The organism is Mycolicibacterium helvum (assembly GCF_010731895.1).
In the GTDB taxonomy this organism is placed as follows: domain Bacteria; phylum Actinomycetota; class Actinomycetes; order Mycobacteriales; family Mycobacteriaceae; genus Mycobacterium; species Mycobacterium helvum.
On sequence record NZ_AP022596.1, the window covers coordinates 3,554,052 to 3,573,735 of the forward strand.

18 protein-coding genes are annotated in these 19,684 nt (G+C 65.8%); 6 read left to right on the plus strand and 12 right to left on the minus strand.

Features of this window, described 5'->3' with window-relative positions:
• Positions 1-150: 150 nt before the first annotated feature.
• From efeB to efeU, 3 genes are all read right to left on the minus strand, one after another.
• Positions 151-1,473, minus strand: a complete 1,323-nt coding sequence (gene efeB, locus G6N38_RS16755) for an iron uptake transporter deferrochelatase/peroxidase subunit (protein ID WP_246227260.1) — start codon at positions 1,471-1,473, stop codon at positions 151-153.
• Complete coding sequence (gene efeO / locus G6N38_RS16760) at positions 1,454-2,554, minus strand: iron uptake system protein EfeO (RefSeq protein ID WP_246228032.1); 1,101 nt, start codon at positions 2,552-2,554, stop codon at positions 1,454-1,456. Before efeO ends, efeB begins: the two co-directional genes overlap by 20 nt.
• 62 nt (positions 2,555-2,616) lie before the next feature.
• Positions 2,617-3,579, minus strand: a complete 963-nt coding sequence (efeU, locus tag G6N38_RS16765) for an iron uptake transporter permease EfeU (protein WP_163749238.1) — start codon at positions 3,577-3,579, stop codon at positions 2,617-2,619.
• A gap of 178 nt (positions 3,580-3,757) precedes the next feature.
• Between efeU and G6N38_RS16770 the strand changes: the two genes are divergently transcribed.
• From G6N38_RS16770 to G6N38_RS16790, 5 genes are all read left to right on the plus strand, one after another.
• Positions 3,758-4,489: a lytic transglycosylase domain-containing protein gene (locus G6N38_RS16770; RefSeq protein ID WP_163749239.1), complete on the plus strand. Its 732-nt coding sequence runs from the start codon at positions 3,758-3,760 to the stop codon at positions 4,487-4,489.
• A 121-nt stretch (positions 4,490-4,610) separates the two neighbouring features.
• Positions 4,611-5,897, plus strand: a complete 1,287-nt coding sequence (gene eno / locus G6N38_RS16775; protein WP_163749240.1) for a phosphopyruvate hydratase — start codon at positions 4,611-4,613, stop codon at positions 5,895-5,897.
• Between the two features lie 24 nt (positions 5,898-5,921).
• Complete coding sequence (locus tag G6N38_RS16780) at positions 5,922-6,599, plus strand: FtsB family cell division protein (protein ID WP_163749241.1); 678 nt, start codon at positions 5,922-5,924, stop codon at positions 6,597-6,599.
• Positions 6,592-7,089: a DUF501 domain-containing protein gene (locus G6N38_RS16785; RefSeq protein WP_163749242.1), complete on the plus strand. Its 498-nt coding sequence runs from the start codon at positions 6,592-6,594 to the stop codon at positions 7,087-7,089. The genes G6N38_RS16780 and G6N38_RS16785 overlap by 8 nt, the downstream gene beginning before the upstream one ends.
• A 62-nt stretch (positions 7,090-7,151) precedes the next feature.
• On the plus strand, positions 7,152-8,033 hold the full coding sequence (locus G6N38_RS16790) for a Ppx/GppA phosphatase family protein (RefSeq protein WP_163752062.1): 882 nt from the start codon (positions 7,152-7,154) through the stop codon (positions 8,031-8,033).
• A 3-nt stretch (positions 8,034-8,036) separates the two neighbouring features.
• On the opposite strand, the gene G6N38_RS16795 is transcribed toward G6N38_RS16790, so the two are convergent.
• Together G6N38_RS16795 and G6N38_RS16800 are read right to left on the minus strand one after the other, a co-directional pair.
• Positions 8,037-8,531 (minus strand): DUF4383 domain-containing protein, encoded by a 495-nt coding sequence (locus G6N38_RS16795; protein ID WP_246227262.1) that lies wholly within the window; start codon positions 8,529-8,531, stop codon positions 8,037-8,039.
• A gap of 38 nt (positions 8,532-8,569) precedes the next feature.
• Positions 8,570-10,564: an APC family permease gene (locus G6N38_RS16800; RefSeq protein WP_163752063.1), complete on the minus strand. Its 1,995-nt coding sequence runs from the start codon at positions 10,562-10,564 to the stop codon at positions 8,570-8,572.
• Positions 10,565-10,723: 159 nt separating this feature from the next.
• Here G6N38_RS16800 and G6N38_RS16805 point away from each other — a divergent pair, with 159 nt between their 5' ends.
• A complete protein-coding gene (locus tag G6N38_RS16805) occupies positions 10,724-11,050 on the plus strand; it encodes a hypothetical protein (RefSeq protein WP_163749244.1) in 327 nt (108 codons plus the stop codon).
• Positions 11,051-11,261: 211 nt separating this feature from the next.
• Here the strand turns inward: G6N38_RS16805 and G6N38_RS16810 are convergent, their stop codons facing one another.
• The 7 genes from G6N38_RS16810 to G6N38_RS31015 all read right to left on the minus strand — a co-directional run bounded on the left by G6N38_RS16810 (position 11,262) and on the right by G6N38_RS31015 (position 19,516).
• Positions 11,262-11,948, minus strand: a complete 687-nt coding sequence (locus G6N38_RS16810; RefSeq protein ID WP_163749245.1) for a response regulator — start codon at positions 11,946-11,948, stop codon at positions 11,262-11,264.
• Positions 11,949-14,441: a DUF4118 domain-containing protein gene (locus tag G6N38_RS16815; RefSeq protein WP_163752064.1), complete on the minus strand. Its 2,493-nt coding sequence runs from the start codon at positions 14,439-14,441 to the stop codon at positions 11,949-11,951.
• 135 nt (positions 14,442-14,576) lie between these two features.
• Positions 14,577-15,482 carry a potassium-transporting ATPase subunit C gene (locus G6N38_RS16820; protein ID WP_163749246.1) on the minus strand — a complete coding sequence of 302 codons (906 nt, stop codon included), beginning with the start codon at positions 15,480-15,482 and terminating at the stop codon, positions 14,577-14,579.
• A gap of 1 nt (position 15,483) precedes the next feature.
• On the minus strand, positions 15,484-17,634 hold the full coding sequence (gene kdpB / locus G6N38_RS16825; protein WP_163749247.1) for a potassium-transporting ATPase subunit KdpB: 2,151 nt from the start codon (positions 17,632-17,634) through the stop codon (positions 15,484-15,486).
• Positions 17,635-17,637: 3 nt separating this feature from the next.
• Positions 17,638-19,308, minus strand: a complete 1,671-nt coding sequence (gene kdpA / locus G6N38_RS16830; protein WP_163749248.1) for a potassium-transporting ATPase subunit KdpA — start codon at positions 19,306-19,308, stop codon at positions 17,638-17,640.
• Positions 19,308-19,397 (minus strand): K(+)-transporting ATPase subunit F, encoded by a 90-nt coding sequence (gene kdpF / locus G6N38_RS30735; protein WP_163749249.1) that lies wholly within the window; start codon positions 19,395-19,397, stop codon positions 19,308-19,310. The genes kdpA and kdpF overlap by 1 nt, the downstream gene beginning before the upstream one ends.
• Positions 19,394-19,516, minus strand: a complete 123-nt coding sequence (locus tag G6N38_RS31015) for a hypothetical protein (protein ID WP_281357799.1) — start codon at positions 19,514-19,516, stop codon at positions 19,394-19,396. Before G6N38_RS31015 ends, kdpF begins: the two co-directional genes overlap by 4 nt.
• Positions 19,517-19,684 lie beyond the last annotated feature (168 nt).

Sequence of the window (19,684 nt, forward strand, 5' to 3'; positions counted from 1 at the left end):
GGTCTCCGGTGACGACGATCTGCTCGATGATGTCGAGATGGTCCTCGTCGATGGGGGAGACGAGGAATTCGAGGTGCCCGAGATCGCCGTCGAGGATCTCGACCTGGCCGAGCCGGACGAGCACGAGCAACTCGACGTGCCAGAGGCAGATCAGCCGAGCAGCGTCGAACCCCAGTAGTCGCCGTCGCGCAGCCCCGGTGGGATGGCGAAGATCGCGCTGCCGTTGTGGGTGATGTACTCGTTGAGCGCATCGCGGCGGGCCAGTTCCATCTGCATCGGGATGAACTGGGTCACCGGATTCCGTACGAATGCGATGAAGAACAGCCCGGCGTCCAGGTGCCCGAATCCGTCGGAGCCGTCGGTGAAGTTGTAGCCGCGGCGTAGGATCCGGATCCCGTTGAGGTGCTGATGCGATGCCAGCCGCACGTGGGCGTTGACGTCGATCAACGGGGTGTTCTTGTTGTCGACGAGATCGAGGTTGAGCTCCTCGAACTCCTGAGTCAGCCCGTTGGGTGCGCCGCTGCCCTTCTGCCGGCCGATGACCCGCTCCTGCTCGAGAAGCGTTGTGCGGTCCCAAGACTCGATGCGCATCCGGATGCGTCGGCTGATCATGTAGCTGCCGCCGGTCATCCAGTCCGGCCCGTCGCCTTTCTCCACCCATACCTGCTGGTTGAGGGTGTCGGTTTCGTCGGACTTGATGTTGTTGGTTCCGTCTTTGAACCCGAACAGGTTTCGCGGGGTGGCCTGCTCGCGGGTGGTCGACGAGGTGCGGCCGAACCCCAGCTGGGAGTAGCGCACAGCCACCGTGCCGAAGCCGACCCGGGCCAGGTTGCGGATGGCGTGCACCGCCACCTGGGGGTCGTTGGCGCACGCCTGCACGACGATATCGCCGCCGCAGCGGGCCGGGTCCATCGTCTCGTTGGGGAACTTCGGCAGGTTCTCCAGCAGCTGCGGCTTGAGGCCGGCGATTCCGAAACGGTCCTTACCGTCCTTGAGGAAGAACGTCGGGCCGAACCCGATGGTCAGCGTCAGCTGAGACGGCGGCAGGCCCAGCGCCTCGCCGGTATCCGCCGGCGGCGCATAGGGATTGAGCCCGATGGCACCGTCGCGCACGGCTTCTTCACCGGCGGTCATTCGCTCGGCCATGCCAGTCCACTCTTTGAGCATGGCGACGATGTCGGCCTTGGAGTCGGTGGTGACGTCGAACGTGGCGAAGTGCATCCGATCCTGGGCGGGGGTCACGATCCCGGCCTGGTGTTCGCCGCGGAACGGCACCGGCTTGTCCAGCCCACCGGTATGCGAGTCGGCCGCCGACGCCCGCCCGGCCAGCGCCCCGGCGCCGGCCGCGCCGACCACCGCGGCCGTCACACCAGCGGCGCCGAAGAGCTTGCGTCGAGATAAGCCGGGCGATGCGGGCTGAGCCGGCTGGGTCAGCTGCGGATCGCCGTCGGCGTTACTGGGGAGCGATGACACCCTGCACCTGGCTGACGTTCTTGCTGAGGGCATCGATCGCGCGCGAAAGTTCCTGGCGCTGGGGTTCGGTCACCGTGTTGTACAGCACGAACCCATCACCGCTGCGGTACTTGGCCAGCAGTGCCTCGACGTCGGCGAAGCCCTTGTCGACCTGCTTGCCCAGCTCGGCGTTGCGGCTGTCGAGGATCGGGCGAACCGACGCGACCGCGGTCTGCGAACCGTCCACGTTGGCCTGGAAGTCCCACAGGTCGGTGTGGCTGAAGATGTCTTCTTCGCCGCTGATCTTGCTTGCGGCGATCTCGTCGAGCAGACCCTGTGCGCCGCCGGCGATCTGGGTGGAGTCGATGGTCCAACCCGGTGCCTTGACGCCGTCGTTGAGCTCCTTGACGTCAGCCATCAGCTGGTCGGCCAGCGCGTTGGCGTCGGGCTGCAGGCCGGTGACCCACAGCTGCTTCTCCAGCGCGTGGAAACCGGTCCACTTCTGGCCGGGTTCCAGGTCGGCCTCACGAAGGTCGATGCGCGGGTCGAGGTCGTCGGGGAACGACTCGGCCACCGGCTCGATGCGCTCGTAGTAGGTGCGTGCGATCGGGTACTGCGCCTTGGCCGCCGCGACGTCGCCCTTCTTCACGGCGTCGACAAACAGCTGAGTGGCCGGGATCAGGGCGTCGGTCTGGCTGTTGACGTAGCGCTTGTAGCTCTCGGCGGCTTCCTTGAACTCGCCCTTCTCATCGACCGCGACGGCGTTGCCGGTCACGGTGAAGTCGGCGCGAATGCCGTCGCCGATCATGCCCGGTTTGCACGCGGTCTGATACTTGCCCGGCTCGCCGAGCTGTACGACCAGCTTGCGCTGCAGTCCGGGGGAGATGTTCTCGACCTCACCCATGACCCGCTCGCCCTCGCCGTACACGTAGAACTCGGTGACTTTGGTCCCGTTGTTGGTGATCACGAAGGTGCTCGGTCCGGTCCCGGCCTGCGTGCCGGACAGCTTGCACTCGGTGTCGGAGGCGTTGACCGTGATCTCGGAGGGTGCTTTGGTGCTCGAGTCCGCGGACTTGGTCTCTTTGGCCGTGCAGGCTGCCATGGAGACTCCGGCCAGGATCGCCGCGGCAGCGGCAGTACCGGTCTTGATGCCGTGGGTGAGCGTCACTGAGGGGACCTTTCAGAGAGGGGGGAGTCCTCCGAACCTTCGGAGGCTTGGTGATCTTTGGTGGAAACGTCGACGTGGGCTTGTTGCGGCTTCGGGCGGGTGGGCCGCAGGAACAGGGCGAGCACGACGACGATGTAGGTCAGCCAGCAGATGAGCTGCAGCACCGTCGGGGTCGGGGTGACGTTGAAGACGCCCTGGATGATCTCGCCGTACCAGGCCGACCAATTGAATCCCGCGCTGATGTCGAAGGCCTTGGAGCCGAGGCCGGGCAGCCAGCCCACGGTCTGCATCGCGCCGATACCGTAGGACAGGACACCCGCGGCGACCACGATCAAAAAGACGCCGGTGTACTTGAAAAATTTGGCCAGGTTGATCCGCACCGCGCCGGCGTACATGCCCCAGGCGATCGCGCCGGCGGCCAGCACGCCGATCAGCAGGCCCAGCAGCGGCCAGGCGGTCTCCGCCTCGGCGTAGCCGACCATGAACAGCGCCGTCTCGAAGCCCTCCCGGCCCACGGCCAGGAACGCCAGCATGAATACCGCGAGTGCGCCGGTCTCGAGCGCCTTCGACATCCCGGCCCGCAGTTCACCGGACATGCTGGCGGAGGCCTTGCGCATCCACAGCACCATCGAGGTGACGATCGCGACGGCCACCAGCGACGCCACTCCGGCGATGGCCTCGGCGGCGAGGTCCTTCACGGTGTAGGTGCCGTATTGGATCGTGAGGAAGACGCCGACCGTCATCAGAACGGCCGCGCCGACGCCGAGCCACACCCATTTGAGGGCGTCGCGGCGGTCGGATTTCACCAGGAACGCGACGAGGACCATGACGATGATCCCGGCTTCCAGGCCTTCCCGCAGGCCGATCAGCCCGCTACCGAACAGCTGAGCGGTGATGTTGGGGGCGGCCGCACTGAGTGTTGTGTGGATACCGGTCGCAACAGCCGCCACGTCAGTCATTCGGCGAGTCCTAACTAACTTGGATAATCCCAGGTAAGCAAGGCTTACCAAAGCAAGGGTGGGCTCACCTTAACAGACGGGAGGTAACGAAGTTATCGCCTCGTTGGCATCGTCGGTGGGGACCAATGACCCAGAACGCATGGGACGATGAGAAGGTTGATTGGGTTCGAGGAGTGCTGTGTCGTCAACGCGTTGGCTGCGGATTGTCGCCGTCGTTGCGGCGGCTGCCATGCTGATGGCCTCGAGCTGCTCATGGCAGCTCGGCACCCCGATTCCAGACGGTGTACCGCCGCCGCCGGGTGATCCGGTGCCCGCGGTCGATACTCATGCCAAGGGCCGGCCCGCTGACCAGCTGTATGACTGGGCGGCGCAACGGGCGCCTGCGCTCGGCATCCCGATAACCGCGCTGGAGGCCTACGCCTACGCCGCGCGGGTGGCCGAGGTTGAGAACCCGGACTGTCATCTGGCCTGGACGACGCTGGCTGGGATCGGCATGGTCGAGAGCCATCACGGCACCTACCGGGACGCCGTCATCGCGCCCAACGGCGACGTCACCCCGCCGATCCGCGGCGTGCACCTCGACGGCACCAACGGCAACCTGGAGATTATCGACAGCGAACAGTCGCGCGACGGTGATGAGCCGGTCTACGCCCGGGCGATGGGGCCCATGCAGTTCATCCCAGAAACGTGGCGGCTCTACGGCGTCGACGCCAACAACGACGGGGTGATCAGCCCGGACAACATCGACGACGCCGCGCTGTCTGCGGCCGGGTATCTGTGCTTCCGCGGCAAGGACCTGGCCTCGCCGCGGGGCTGGATGAACGCGCTGCACGCCTACAACCACTCCGATCAGTACGCCCGCACCGTCCGGGACTGGGCGACGGCGTATGCCCAAGGTCATGCGCTCTGACTCCGGCGCCAGGAGCGCTTCTGGACTCCTGACCATCTAGGCTATGAGCGGTCATCGGATGGTCAGCCCATTGCCCGACGAGCACGTTCGTCGCACACCACGACGGTAAGGAGAAAGCCAAGTGCCCATCATCGAGCAGGTTGCGGCCCGCGAGATTCTCGACTCCCGCGGCAACCCGACCGTCGAGGTCGAGGTGGCCCTGATTGACGGCACCTTCGCTCGCGCGGCCGTCCCGTCCGGCGCATCGACCGGCGAGCATGAAGCGGTCGAGCTGCGCGACGGCGCCGCCCGCTACGGCGGCAAGGGTGTGGAGAAGGCCGTCGAGGCGGTGCTCGACGAGATTGCCCCGGCGGTCATCGGGCTGTCCGCCGACGATCAACGGCTGATCGATCAGGCGCTGCTCGATCTGGACGGCACCCCCGACAAGTCACGGCTGGGCGCCAACGCGATCCTCGGCGTCTCCCTGGCGGTGGCCAAGGCCGCCGCGGATTCCGCCGGGTTGCCGCTGTTCCGCTACCTGGGTGGCCCGAACGCCCACATCCTGCCGGTGCCGATGATGAACATCATCAACGGTGGCGCGCACGCCGACACCGGTGTCGACGTCCAGGAGTTCATGATTGCCCCGATCGGCGCGCCGAGCTTCAAGGAGGCGCTGCGCTGGGGTGCCGAGGTGTACCACTCGCTGAAGTCGGTGCTCAAGAAGCAGGGCCTGTCCACCGGGTTGGGCGACGAGGGCGGTTTCGCCCCTGACCTGCCTGGCACCAAGGCCGCCTTGGATCTGATCGGCACCGCCATCGAGGGCGCCGGCCTCACGCTTGGCACCGATGTGGCGCTGGCGCTCGATGTCGCAGCCACCGAGTTCTACACGCAGGGAACGGGTTACGCCTTCGAAAAGGAGACCCGCACCGCTGCGCAGATGGCGGAGTTCTACGCCGGTCTGCTGGACTCCTACGCGCTGGTGTCTATCGAGGATCCGCTGTCCGAGGATGACTGGGACGGCTGGGTCGAGCTGACCACCGCGATCGGCGACCGGGTACAACTGGTCGGCGACGACTTGTTCGTCACCAACCCCGAACGGCTCGAGGAAGGTATCGAGCGGGGTGCGGCCAACGCACTTCTGGTGAAGGTCAACCAGATTGGCACGCTGACCGAAACACTCGACGCTGTCGCGCTCGCGCACAACAGCGGCTACCGCACGATGATGAGCCATCGCAGCGGCGAGACCGAGGACACCACCATCGCCGATCTGGCGGTGGCGGTCGGCAGCGGTCAGATCAAGACCGGGGCGCCGGCCCGCAGCGAGCGGGTGGCCAAGTACAACCAGTTGCTGCGCATCGAGGAGGCGCTCGGCGACGCCGCGCGCTACGCGGGCGACCTGGCTTTCCCACGGTTCGTAGCCGGCGAATAGTCCCCGAGGGATCCGAAAGAGACTGTGGCGGAAAGCAAGCGGCCCGACCCGAAGCGACGCTCCCCGGCCTCCCGGCCGGGCGCGTCGGGCCGGGTCCGCTCGCGCGCTTCGCCTGCGGCGAAACGTGAACCACGTCCCACTGAGGCCAAAGCCGCACCGGAACTGGTCGGGCACAGCGTCACCGAACCGATCCGGCGCGCGATCGCGGCCTCGGTTGAGCAACAGAGTGAGCAGCGACTGGGCTTCACCGCGCGCCGCGCGGCGATCTTGGCGGCGCTGGTCTGTGTGCTGACGCTCACCATCGCGGGACCGGTGCGCACCTATTTCGCCCAGCGCACCGAGATGATGCAACTGGCCGCGTCGGAGGCGGCCCTACGCAAGCAGATCTCAGATTTGGAGTCGCAGAAGGCCAAGCTCGGCGATCCGGTGTATATCGCCGCCCAAGCCCGTGAACGGCTGGGCTTCGTGATGCCCGGTGACATTCCCTACCAGGTGCAGTTGCCGCAGGGGGCCGCCGTCGCCCCCGATACCGGCCCACAGGCTGCGCCCGTGCGTAACACCGACCCGTGGTACACGTCGTTGTGGCACACCATCGCTGACACTCCGCACGGACCGCCGTCGGCCCCGGCAAGCGATCCGGCCGACTCGACGTCGCCGCCACCGCCAGAGCCCGTTTCACCACCGTCGGCGCCCGGTGGTTGATCCCGCCGATCTCGACGCGGTGGCCCGGCAGTTGGGGCGGGAACCGCGTGGGGTACTCCAGATCGCATATCGCTGCCCTAACGGCGAGCCGGCGGTGGTCAAGACCGCACCCCGGTTGCCCGACGGCACCCCGTTTCCGACGCTGTACTACCTGACTCATCCGGTGCTGACCGCCGCGGCAAGCCGGTTGGAGTCCGACGGGCTGATGCGGCAGATGACCGAACGGCTGCAACAGGATTCGGACCTGGCCGCTGCCTACCGCCTGGCGCACGAGTCCTATTTGGCTGAGCGGGATGCGATCGAGTCGCTGGGCACGACGTTCACCGGCGGCGGCATGCCTGACCGGATCAAGTGCTTGCACGTGCTGATCGCCCATTCACTCGCAAAAGGCCGCGGCGTCAACCCGTTTGGCGACGAGGCGCTGGCGGTGCTGGCGGCCGAGCCGGGGATGGCGGGCATCCTGGACAAGGGGGAGTGGACATCAACATAGAGACCAACCGGGTCGCCGCCATCGACTGCGGCACCAACTCGATCCGGCTGCTGATCGCCGACATGGCTGCGGGGCGACTGTGCGATGTCCACCGGGAGATGCGCATCGTGCGGCTGGGTCAAGGTGTCGATGCCACCGGCCAATTCGCCCCCGACGCACTGGCCCGCACCCAGTCGGCGCTGACCGACTATGCCGCGCTGCTGAAGCGCTTTGACGTCGGCAAGGTGCGCATGGTGGCGACGTCGGCGACCCGCGATGCGGCCAACCGCGACGTGTTCTTCGCGATGACCGCCGAAGTGCTGGGCTCGGCGGTCCCCGGCGCGGTTGCCGAGGTGATCAGCGGCCAGGAGGAAGCCGAGCTGTCGTTCAACGGTGCGGTGGGTGAACTCGACGGTGCCGCGGCGCCATTCGTCGTGGTTGATCTCGGTGGCGGCTCGACGGAGGTGGTGATCGGCGACGGCAGCGGGGTGCACGCCAGCTTCTCGGCCGACATCGGCTGCGTGCGGCTGACCGAGCGCTGCCTGCACTCCGACCCGCCGACGGCCGCCGAGGTGGCCGCCGCTCGTGAGGTGGTGCGGGAACGCCTCGGCGAGGCGCTGCGCGTAGTGCCGGTGGAGCAGGCCACGACCTGGGTGGGCGTCGCGGGAACCTTCACCACGCTGGCCGCGCTGGCCCAGCACATGACCACCTATGACCCCGACGCGATCCATCTATCCCGGGTCGGCTTCGGAGACCTGCTGGCCGTGTGCGAACAGGTCATCGGGATGACCCGCAAGCAGCGCGCCGCCCTCGGGCCCATGCACGAGGGCCGCGTCGACGTCATCGGCGGGGGCTCGATCGTGGTCGAAGAACTGGCGTATGCGCTGGGGCAGCGGGCCGGCATCGACGAGCTGGTGGTCAGCGAGCACGACATTCTCGACGGGATCGCGCTCTCGATCGCCTGAGCGTCACTCCTCCGGCGGGATCAGCGGCTCTCCGTCGGCGCCCGTGGGAATCCGGCTGCCGGCCAGCGTGATGCCCAGCAGTGTCATCACCACGCCGATCGAGAAGTGCAACCAGAGATCGGCGTTGTTGAGCGGCAGGATGTTTCGCGGACCTGACAGGTCGATGATGAGGCCGTAGATCCACAGTCCGAGGTAGATCAGTCCACCGCCGACCAGGTAGGTGCGGGCCCTGGCAAAGGTGCGGGCGAGCAGCAGGCCGGTCACACCGAACGCCAGATACATCAGGTTGTGCACGACGGACACTTCGAAGACACCGAACAGTGCTGCCTGGGACTCGGGCCCTAACCAGTGCAGCTGATCCAGGTGGGTGGTCACGCCAGGGATGAAGCCGGCGATCCCGACGATCAGGAACGCCGCGGCCACGAGGACGGCGGCTCCCTGTACTGCCAGCAGGCCGACTTGAGGTCGGCGGAGCTTGCCGGAATGGGCGGTTGCCATGCGGTCTGGCATACCCGTCAATTCCAGCGGCCAATCGTTCAGTTGATGGTGGTCTCGTAGCTGACGGATCGGTCGACGCCGCTGCGGACGTCGCCGGGGCCGTGTTCGACCCCGGTGTGGTTGCGGTGCGCGGCGGTATGGAGTTGGTACGGGACGCTGGTCACCATCACGTCAGGTTCGAACAACAGTCGCGCCTTGAGCCGCAGTGAGCTCTGGTTGTGCAGCAAGTTTTCCCACCACCGCCCCACCACAGTTTCCGGAATATAGACACACACAACATCGCGAGGCCCCTGACGTGCCCGCTTCACGTATTGCAGCACCGGCCGGGTTATCTCGCGGTAGGGCGACTCCACCACCTTCAGGGGTACATCGATGTCCAAGCTTTCCCACTCGCGGTGCAGTGCCCGGGTGTCGGCTTCATTGATGTTCACGGTCACGGCGGTCAACGTGTGAGGCCGCGTCGCGCGCGCGTAGAGGACCGCGCGCTGGGTGGCTTTGTTCCACCCGGAAACCAGCACGACGGCGTGCACCCGGCTCGGGAGCGTTTCCTCGTCGTCGGGAGCGATCCGCAATTCGTTTCGTACCGAGGCGTAGTGATGGTGGATAGCCTGCATCAGCACACACAGGATGGGGATCGCGATCACCACAAGGTAAGCGCCGTGGGTGAACTTCGTGATCATGACCACCACGAGGACGAGGCCGGTCAGCAGGGCGCCGAAGGCATTGACGGCCCTGCCGCTATATATCTTTCGGCGGTCGGCCGGTGTGATGGCATGCCGTAGTTCAGAGTTCCAGTAGCGCACCATGCCGGCTTGGCAGAGCGTGAACGACGTGAAGACACCCATGATGTACAGCTGGATGAGTCGCGTCACCGAACCGTCGAATGCGTAGATCAGCCCGCCGGCCACGACGGCGAGCAGGACGATGCCGTTGGAATAGGCCAGCCGGTCACCCCGATTCTGCAGTTGTCGGGGGAGATAGCGATCCTGGGCGAGAATCGATGCCAGCAACGGAAATCCGTTGTAAGCGGTGTTCGCCGCGAGCACGAGGATCAGCGCGGTGGCGGCTTGGATGTAGAAGAACATGATGCTGTTGTTACCGAAGACGGCGGCCGCCAGCTGCGCGATGACGGTTCGCTGCGGTTCGGTTTCACAGTTGCCGTGGAAGCCGATCAGGTCACACGTGTTCTCCACAACGCGGGTTTTGGCGACCAGAGCCAGCACGGTCACACCCGCGAACATGGTGATGGCCAGCAACCCCATCGCCGTCATGGTGCGGGCTGCGTTGAGCGCCTTGGGTTTACGGAATGCGGGAACACCGTTTGAGATGGCCTCGACACCGGTCAATGCGGTGCAGCCCGAGGAGAATGCCCGGAGCACGAGCAAGATCAGCGCTACGGTCGTGAGTCCGACTTGTTCTGCCCGTATGCCGTAGTTGGCGCTTTCCGAGACTGGCGGATGCCCGAGTACAGCACGCAGCAGACCAAGCCCGACCATGAGGTAGACACCCGCGATGAAGGCGTAGGTAGGAATGGCGAAGGTCCGCCCCGACTCTCGTACACCGCGCAGGTTCATCGCGGTCAGCACGAGGACGAAACCGAGATTGATGGCCACCCGGTAGGCATTGAGACCCGGAAACGCCGAGATGATGTTGTCGACGCCGGCGGCCACCGAGACCGCAACGGTCATCACGTAGTCCACCAATAGTGCCGAGGCGACCACCAGCCCGGCCAGCGGGCCGAGATTCTTCGACACGACTTCGTAGGACCCACCCCCACTGGGGTAGGCGCGGACCACCTGGCGGTAGGAGAGCACCACGACGGCAAGCAGGACCACCACGGCGGCGCCCACGTATGGCGTCAGATGGATGAAGGCAAGCCCGCCAAGAGTAAGGATGAGCAGGATTTCCTGCGTGGCGTATGCCACCGACGACAACGGGTCGCTGGCGAAGACGGGCAGCGCGATCCGCTTCGACAGCAGGGTATGCCCCAGGCTGTCGCTGCGAAACGGCCGGCCAAGGACTAAGCGTTTCATCAGCGACGTCGGCGAAGGCACGAGAAGCGAGCCTAGTTTCGGCAGGCTCGTGGGGCAGAGTGCAGCCCGTAGGGATTTCGTAAAGATTGACCGTGGTGCTGTGTGTATTCCGCAAATGCAGCTGTGTTGCGGCTCGCATTTACCCTACGTTGGCGCCCTATGTCTGATTGTGGTCTGGACCGCTGGGGCAGCCGAGAGCACCTGCGCGAGCTCGTCAGTCGGCCCTATCTCGTGGACGTGCTCGACGTGCTGACGGCCGGGCCGATGACCATCGCCCAGATGCAATCTGCGCTTCCCGGAGCGCGACGGGCTGTTGTCCAGGTGCTTCGCGATCTTGTGGTCACCGGGTTGATTGTCGGCGGCACTCCCGGTAGCCGCGACGGGATGGGTTCCTACGACGAGCGATACCAGTGCACGGCCCGCGGTCGATCCGTCGTGGCGCTGCTGTCGAGGTTTTCGATTTGGACTGCGTTGTACGACGAGTAGCGCCGACCGGAACTAAAGCTTGACCTTGCAGCCGCTGCCGATGTTGTGACAGTGATGACCGCCGTCGCAGGCATTACAGCGACATGTACAGCCACCGGTGTGCTTGGGCTCGTTCATGACAGATCATCTCCTTCGCCCGGATGGTTTTCACGATAGTTCGCGGCCGGGGCGAGCGTGGGCGTTTTCTCACGCTCAGTGAGCACTGTGAATATCACTGCTCGAAGCGGTAACCCATGCCCGCCTCTGTCAGCAGGTGGCGTGGATGAGACGGGTCGTCTTCGAGCTTGCGACGCAACTGCGCCAGGTAAACCCGCAAATAATGGGTTTCCTTGGCGTAGGCCGGGCCCCACACCTCTTTGAGCAACTCCTCGCGACCCACCAGTTTGCCGCGGTTCCGGACGAGCATTTCGAGCATGCCCCATTCGGTGGGAGTCAGGTGCACTTCGGCGCCGTTCTTGATCACCTTCTTGGCAGCCAGATCGACTGTGAAAGCGTCGGTTTCGATCACCGGCTCGTCGGTCTCCGAGGCCGCCGCGGCGCGGCGCACCGCCGCGCGTAATCGGGCCAGGAACTCGTCCATCCCGAACGGCTTGGTCACGTAGTCGTCGGCGCCTGCGTCCAGCGCATCGACCTTTTCGGCGGAGTCGGTGCGAGCCGACAACACGATCACCGGCGCGCTGAGCCAGCCGCGCAGCCCGCCGAGCACCTCGATGCCGTCCATATCGGGCAGCCCAAGGTCGAGGACGATCACGTCGGGCCGGTGCTCGGCGGCGGCCTTCAATGCCCCAGCGCCGGTGGCCGCGGTGATCACCTCGTAGCCGCGCACGCTCAGATTGATGCGCAACGCCCGCAGGATCTGCGGCTCGTCATCGATCACCAATACCTTGACCTTGTTCACTCACCGGCCCCCGGGAGGCGCTGCGAGGTCAACGATCACGGTCAAGCCGCCGCCAGGGGTATCGGTGGCCGAGATGGTTCCGCCCATCGCCTCGACGAAGCCGCGGGCCACCGAAAGACCCAGTCCGACACCGTATTTGTTGTTACGGTCGCCAAGGCGCTGGAACGGCTCGAACAGCTGATCCTCGGTGCCGCGCGGCACACCGGGGCCTTCGTCGACCACGTTGATCAGCATCCGATCGCCGACCCGGCCCGCGTTCACCCGCACGATGGACTCCGATGCGTAGCGAAGTGCGTTGTCGATCAGGTTGGCCAGCACCCTCTCCAGCAGGCCGGCGTCGGCCATCGCCACCGCGTCGCCGACGTCGACCTTGATACGGCCCAGCCCCTTGGCGCCAAACCCGGTCGACCCGCGGCTGATGCTCAGCAGCGCGCGTTGGACTACCTCTTCGAGATACACCCGCTTCAGCTCGGGCCGCACCACCCCGGCGGCCAGCCTCGACGAGTCGAGCAGGTTGTCCACCAGCGCGGTCAGCTGGTCGACCGATTCCTCGACGGTGGCCAGCAGTTCGGCGGTGTCCTCCTCGGAGAACCCGATGTCCTCGGAACGCAGGCTCGACACCGCTGCCTTGGCTGCGGCCAGCGGTGTGCGCAGGTCATGGCTGACCGCCGAGAGCAGGGAGCGGCGCAGTTCGTCGGCCTTCTCGATGGCGTCGGCCTTACTGGCCTCTGCCGCCAGTTCCCGCTGGCGGACCAGCCCGGCTGCCTGTTTGGCGACGGCGGTGAGTACCCGCCGGTCGCGAGCGGGCAGGCTGCGACCCGCCATCAGCATCCAGAACTCGTCGTCGCCCACCTCGATGGCGGTGTCGGCGGAATCCACTGTCACACAGGGATCTTTGCCCACACACGCGACGATCCGCTCATCGTGTCCGCGTACCCGCAGCACGCTGACAGCGCGCTGCGAATAAGTCTCCCGGACCCGTTCCAGCAGTGTGTCCAGGTCGGCGCCGCGCAGCACTGAGCCGGCGAACAGGGTCAGCAGCTCGGCTTCCTGGGAGGCGTGCCTGGCCTCGCGTTGCCGGCTGGTCGCCCGGTCGACCAGCACGGCGACGGCGACCGCCAGCATCAGCAGCACGAGCTCGGTGATCGCCGCGTCGGGTTCGGCGATGGTGAAGGTGTAGCGCGGCTCGGTCAGGAAGTAGTTGAGCAGCAGGCCGGACAGCATCGCCGACAGGACCGCAGGTGCGACCCCACCGAGCAGCGCCACCACCAGCACGCCGACGACGAACAGTGCGCTCTCGCCGCCGATGGTGAGGTACCTGTCGAGGAACAACGCGGTCAGCGCGCAGATGACGGATGGCACGATGACGGCGGCCACCCAGGAGATCATCCGGCGCTCGCGTGGGGGCGCCGAGCGCATCGAGAACCCGCGTTTGGACTCCTCATGGGTGACCATGTGGACGTCGATCTTGCCCGAGTTCTGCACGATCGCCGCCCCGATGCCCTCGTCGAAGACGCGGGCCCACCGCGATCGGCGTGACGTGCCGATCACCAACTGGGTGGCATTCATCTCACGCGCGAAGTCGAGCAGTGCGCTGGGCACTTCGTCGCCGACGACGGTGTGTACCGTGGCGCCGAAGCTGGTCGCGAGCTCGCGCACCTTGCCCATCTGTGGTGCCGACACCCCCGAGAGGCCGTCACCGCGGACCACATGCACGACCATCAGCTCCGCGCTGGATTTCGACGCGATCCGGGATGCTCTGCGCACCAACGTCTCCGACTCGGGCCCGCCGGTGACCGCGACGACGACGCGTTCGCGGGCCTCCCAGGTCGCAGTGATCTTGTTGTCGGCCCGGTACTTCGCCAAGGCCGCGTCGACCTGATCGGCCAGCCACAGCAGCGCAAGCTCGCGCAGGGCGGTCAGATTGCCGCGGCGGAAGTAGTTCGACAGCGCGGCGTCAACCTTCTCCGGGGCGTATACATTCCCATGAGAAAGCCTGCGCCGCAGGGCTTCCGGTGTGATGTCCACCAACTCGATCTGGGCCGCGGCTCGGACGATTTCGTCGGGCACCGTCTCCTGCTGCTCGATGCCGGTGATCTGCGCGACGACGTCGTTGAGGCTCTCCAGGTGCTGGACGTTGACCGTGGAGATCACGGTGATACCCGCGTCGAGCAGCTCTTCGACGTCCTGCCAGCGTTTCGGGTTCTTGCTGCCCGGGGTGTTGGTGTGCGCCAGTTCGTCGACCAGGACCACTTGCGGCTTGCGGGCCAGCACAGCGGGCACATCGAGTTCAGGGAACCGGCTGCCGCGGTAGTCGATGTAACGCGGCGGAACGATCTCGATATCCTCGAGCAGCTCGGCGGTCTTCTTGCGGCCGTGGGTCTCGACTACCGCCGCCACCAAGTCGGTGCCGCGTTCGATCCGCCGGTGTGCCTCGCCGAGCATCGCGAACGTCTTGCCTACGCCGGGGGCGGCACCCAAGTAGATGCGCAGCTCGCCTCGTTTCGGCTTGTGGCCTGTCGGGGCGGGCTGCGCATCACTCTCGGATGAGGTGTCCGGCGGCGGTTCGCCGCCGGACGTCACGCGTGGGGGGTGAACGGTGTCCACACGTCCATCATTCACTGCTCATCAACTTTTGTTGGGGTACTTCTGGTCCAGCGCAATGTTGAGCTCGAGCACGTTGACCCGCGGTTCGCCCAGGAAGCCCAGCGTGCGGCCGTCGGTGTGGTCGGCGACCAGCTGCCGGACGTCGTTGGCGCTGACGCCGCGCGTCTTGGCGACGCGGGCGATCTGCAGATCGGCGTAGGCCGGCGAGATGTGCGGGTCCAGACCGCTGCCGCTGGCGGTCACCGCGTCTGCGGGCACCGCCGGGTCGAGCGCAGCACCCTCGATCGGCACGATCTGACCGATCGAGTAGTCCTCGCCGAACTTCGCGCACTCCACCCGGACGCTCTCGTAGGTGTCGAGGAACGGCCGCTGCGTGGTGGTGCAGGGTTCGTTGACGCTCACCACCTTGGTTGGGCTGACCACGTTGCCCCGCGGGTCGCGCGGGCCGATGACCGAGAGCACCGCGCCTACGCCATCGCCGGTGCAGAACGGGCGCTTGCCGTCCACGCCCTCCAGCTCGCCGGCGGCCTTGCTGCGCGAGCACACCAGGGTCAGCAGGCTGGCCTTGTAACCGTTGCTGTCGGCGGGCAGCGACGGGTCGCCGGGGGTGTCGACGATGCTCTCCGGGCCCAGGTTCGACGCGCTGGTGTTCAGCGGGTCGTACCCGGCGCCCGCTGCTGAGGGCCGGCTCTGGAAGTACTGCGGCAGTGCGTTGCCCTTGTCGTCGGTGAACAGCTGCCCGATCAGGCTGGAGCCCACCGGCTTTCCGTTCACGTCGATGATCGAGCCGTCGGCGTTGTCTTTCAGGCCGGGGATCTGCGCCACCAGCCAGATGAAGAGCGGGTACCCGATACCGACGATAACGGTGAGCACCAGCAGCGCGCGCAGCGCTGCCCAGTGTTGGCGAATGAGGTTGGAAAGAAACATGTCACATCCCTGGCAAGAATTGGATGACGAGATCGATGAGCTTGATCCCGATGAACGGAGCGATGATCCCGCCGAGACCGTAGATGTAGAGGTTGCGGCTCAGCAGCTTCGATGCGCTGCTCGGGGTGTAGCGAACGCCCCTGAGTGACAGGGGAATCAGCGCGATGATGACCAGCGCGTTGAAGATGACCGCTGACAGGATCGCTGACTGCGGGCTGTGCAGCCGCATGATGTTCAGTAGATCCAGGCCGGGGAACAGTGCCACGAACATCGCCGGAATGATCGCGAAGTATTTCGCGATGTCGTTGGCAATCGAGAACGTGGTCAGCGCACCGCGGGTGATCAGCAACTGCTTGCCGATCTCGACGATCTCGATGAGCTTGGTCGGGTCGGAGTCGAGGTCGACCATGTTGCCGGCTTCTTTGGCTGCCGAGGTACCGGTATTCATCGCCACGCCCACGTCGGCCTGAGCCAGAGCGGGCGCGTCGTTGGTGCCGTCACCGGTCATCGCTACCAGCTTGCCGCCCTCCTGCTCCCGCTTGATCAGCGCGAGCTTGTCTTCGGGGGTGGCCTCGGCGAGGAAGTCGTCAACTCCGGCCTCGTCGGCAATCGCCTTGGCAGTCAGCGGGTTGTCGCCGGTGATCATCACCGTGCGGATGCCCATCTTGCGCATCTCGTCGAAGCGCTCCCGCATACCCTGCTTGACGACGTCCTTCAGGTGGATGACGCCCAGCACTTCGGCGTTGCCATCGACAACCTGGCCGACCACCAGCGGTGTGCCGCCGCCGGCGGAGATCCCGTCAACGATGACGCCGAGATCCGTTGGCACGGTGCCGCCCTCATTACGGACCCAGTCGGCGACCGAGCTGGCCGCGCCCTTGCGCAGCAGGTGCCCGTTCTCCAAGTTGACACCGGACATCCTGGTGGCGGCGGAGAACTCCACCCAGTGGGCGTTGACCAACTCGCCGGGCGTCCTGGCACGCAAACCGAAGTTCGACTTGGCGAACACCACGATGGAACGTCCCTCGGGTGTTTCGTCGGCCAGGCTGGACAGTTGCGCGGCGTCCGCGAGCTGCTCGGGGGACACCCCAGTCAGCGGGACGAAGTCCGACGCCTGCCGGTTGCCCAGTGTGATGGTGCCGGTCTTGTCCAGCAGGAGGGTGTTGACGTCACCGGCGGCCTCGACGGCGCGGCCCGACATGGCCAGCACGTTGCGCTGCACCAGTCGGTCCATGCCGGCGATGCCGATGGCCGACAGCAGCGCACCGATCGTCGTCGGGATCAGGCAGACCAGCAGCGAGACCATGACGATCCCGCTCACACCATCACCGGTGAGCGCCAACGAGTCCGGTACCCCTGGGTTGTTGGCCTTGGAGAAGATCGCCAGCGGCTGCAGCGTCGCGACGGCGAAGATGAAGATGATCGTCAGCGCGGCGAGCAGGATGTTGAGCGCGATCTCGTTCGGGGTCTTCTGCCGGTTGGCGCCTTCGACAAGAGCGATCATCCGATCGATGAAGCTCTCGCCGGGCTTCTGGGTGATCTTCACGACGATCCGGTCCGACAACACCGTGGTGCCACCGGTGACCGCCGAGCGATCACCACCGGACTCGCGGATGACCGGGGCTGACTCGCCGGTGATGGCCGACTCATCAACGGAGGCAATGCCTTCCAGCACGTCGCCGTCGCCGGGAATCACCTGGCCGGCCTCGACCACCACCATGTCACCCTGGCGCAACAGCGGTGCGGCGACTTCTTCCTCCCTGCCGGGAACGCCGGGTTCCCAGCCGGTCAGCCGACGGGCCATGGTGTCGGCCTTGGTCTTTCGCAGCGATTCGGCCTGCGCCTTGCCGCGGCCTTCGGCCACGGCCTCGGCAAGGTTGGCGAACACCACCGTCAACCACAGCCAGAAGACCGTCAGCCAGGCGAACCAGCTCGGGTTCAGAATGGCCAGGATGGTGCTCCAGACGGCACCGATCTCCACGATGAACATGACCGGGTTGCGCCACAGCGTGCGTGGGTCGAGTTTGACCAGCGCGTCCGGCAGGGCCTTCCACAGCATCTTGGGGTCGAGCAGGCCGCCCTGGACCTGTTTCTTGCCGCTGCTGGGTTGGTGTTTCGACTCTGCGGCAGAGTCGATGGTTGTGGTTGCCATGGGTTAGTGAATTCCTTCAGCGAGGGGCCCGAGCGCGAGCATGGGCAGGAAGGTGAGGGCCACCAGGATGACTGTCACGCCGGCGACCATGCCGACGAACTGGGGGCGATGGGTGGGCAAGGTGCCGATCGATTCGGGGGTGTGGCCCTGTTTGGCCAGCGCACCCGCGAGGGCGAGAACCAGAATGATGGGCAGGAATCGGCCGAAAACCATGGCTAGCCCGAGCGCGGTGTTGTACCAGTCGGTGTTGACCGAGATACCTGCGAACGCCGAACCGTTGTTGTTGGCAGCCGAGGTGAACGCATACAAGACTTCCGACAGCCCGTGCGGTCCGGTGTTGAGCATGCCGGCTCGCTGGCCCGGCATCGCCATCGCGATCGCCGTCCCCATCAGGACGAGAAGTGGCGTGACGAGGAAATAGCTTGCGGCGAGCTTGATTTCACGAGGGGTGATCTTCTTGCCGAGGTACTCCGGGGTTCGGCCGACCATCAGGCCGGCGACGAACACCGTGATGACGGCGAGGATCAGCATGCCGTATAGGCCGGACCCGGTGCCGCCGGGCGCGACCTCACCGAGCTGCATGTTGAACAGCGTCATCATTCCGCCCAGGCTGGTGTAGGAGTCGTGGAACGAGTCGACCGCGCCAGTGGAGGTCAGGGTGGTCGCATCGGCGAACACCGCCGAGTTGGCAACTCCGAACCGCTGCTCGATACCTTCGAACGCCGAACCGATCGCGGTGGGCACCGTGCCGTGGTGCTGTAGCTGGGTCCACATCATGAATGTCACGCTGAGGGTGGCGAGCACACCCATCACCGCGGCGATCGCTAAGCCTTGTCTCTTGCTGTCGACCATGCGCCCGAATGTGCGCGGCAGCGAGAAGCTGATCACCAGCAGCAGGAAGATCTCCACCCAGTTCGTCCACGTGGTGGGGTTCTCGAACGGGTGCGCCGAGTTGGCGTTGTAGAAACCGCCGCCGTTGGTGCCCAGTTCCTTGATCGCTTCCTGGCTGGCCACCGGGCCACCGGTGATGGTCTGCTGGGTGCCGGCCAGGGTGTTGACGACCTGGTCGTGCAGGTGGAAGTTCTGGATCGCCCCGCCGGCGATCAGCACGATCGCGGCGACGACCGAGATCGGCAGCAGGATGCGCAGCGTTCCCCGCACCAGATCGACCCAGAAGTTACCGAGCTCGCTGGTGTGGCGGCGGGCGAACCCGCGCACCAAGGCGATGGCCACCGCCATACCGACCGCCGCGGACACGAAGTTCTGCACGGCAAGACCGGCCATCTGGACCAGGTGGCCCTGGGTGGATTCACCCGAGTAGGCCTGCCAGTTCGTGTTGGTGATGAAGCTGACCGCGGTGTTCCAGGCCAGCGCGGGGGTCATCGGGGTGGCCGGGTCGTTGAGGTGTAGCGGCAGCTTGCCCTGCACCAGCTGGAAGACGAACAGGACCAGGATGCTGATCGCCGAGAAGGCCAGCACGCTGCGTGCGTAGGCGCCCCAGGTCTGCTCCGAGCGGGGGTCGGCCCCGATCAGGCGGTAGATGAACCGTTCGACGCGGTTGTTCTTCTCCGACGAGTAAACCCGGTACATGTAGTCGCCCAACGGCACGTGCACAGCTGCCAGGGCAGCGATCAAGAGGACGAGGAACACGATCCCCGCCGATGTTGTAGTCACTAAAACCTCTCCGGAAACAGCAGTGCGGCGGCAAGGAACAGCGCCAGCAACACGGACAGGATCAGTCCGACGATGTTCTCGTAGCTCACAGCCGCTCGACCAGCTTCTGCACCAGGCCGAGCAGGGCGAAGATCGCCACCGTCAGCACGATGTATATGACGACACCCATGTCTCTCCGTTCACGACAAATCGATGAGGTCCTTGCCATTGCGGCCCGGGCAGCACTGCCGGACCCTCGGCATCGAGGACCATGACGAAAGCTAGATCGCACATCCGAACGTCCCGCGCTCGTTGACGGTTTCTTAACGGCCGACCATCGCGCCTTAACGGAGATCCACCGCCTCCCCTCTGTGCCGGCGCTCGGTCGAGGCGATGG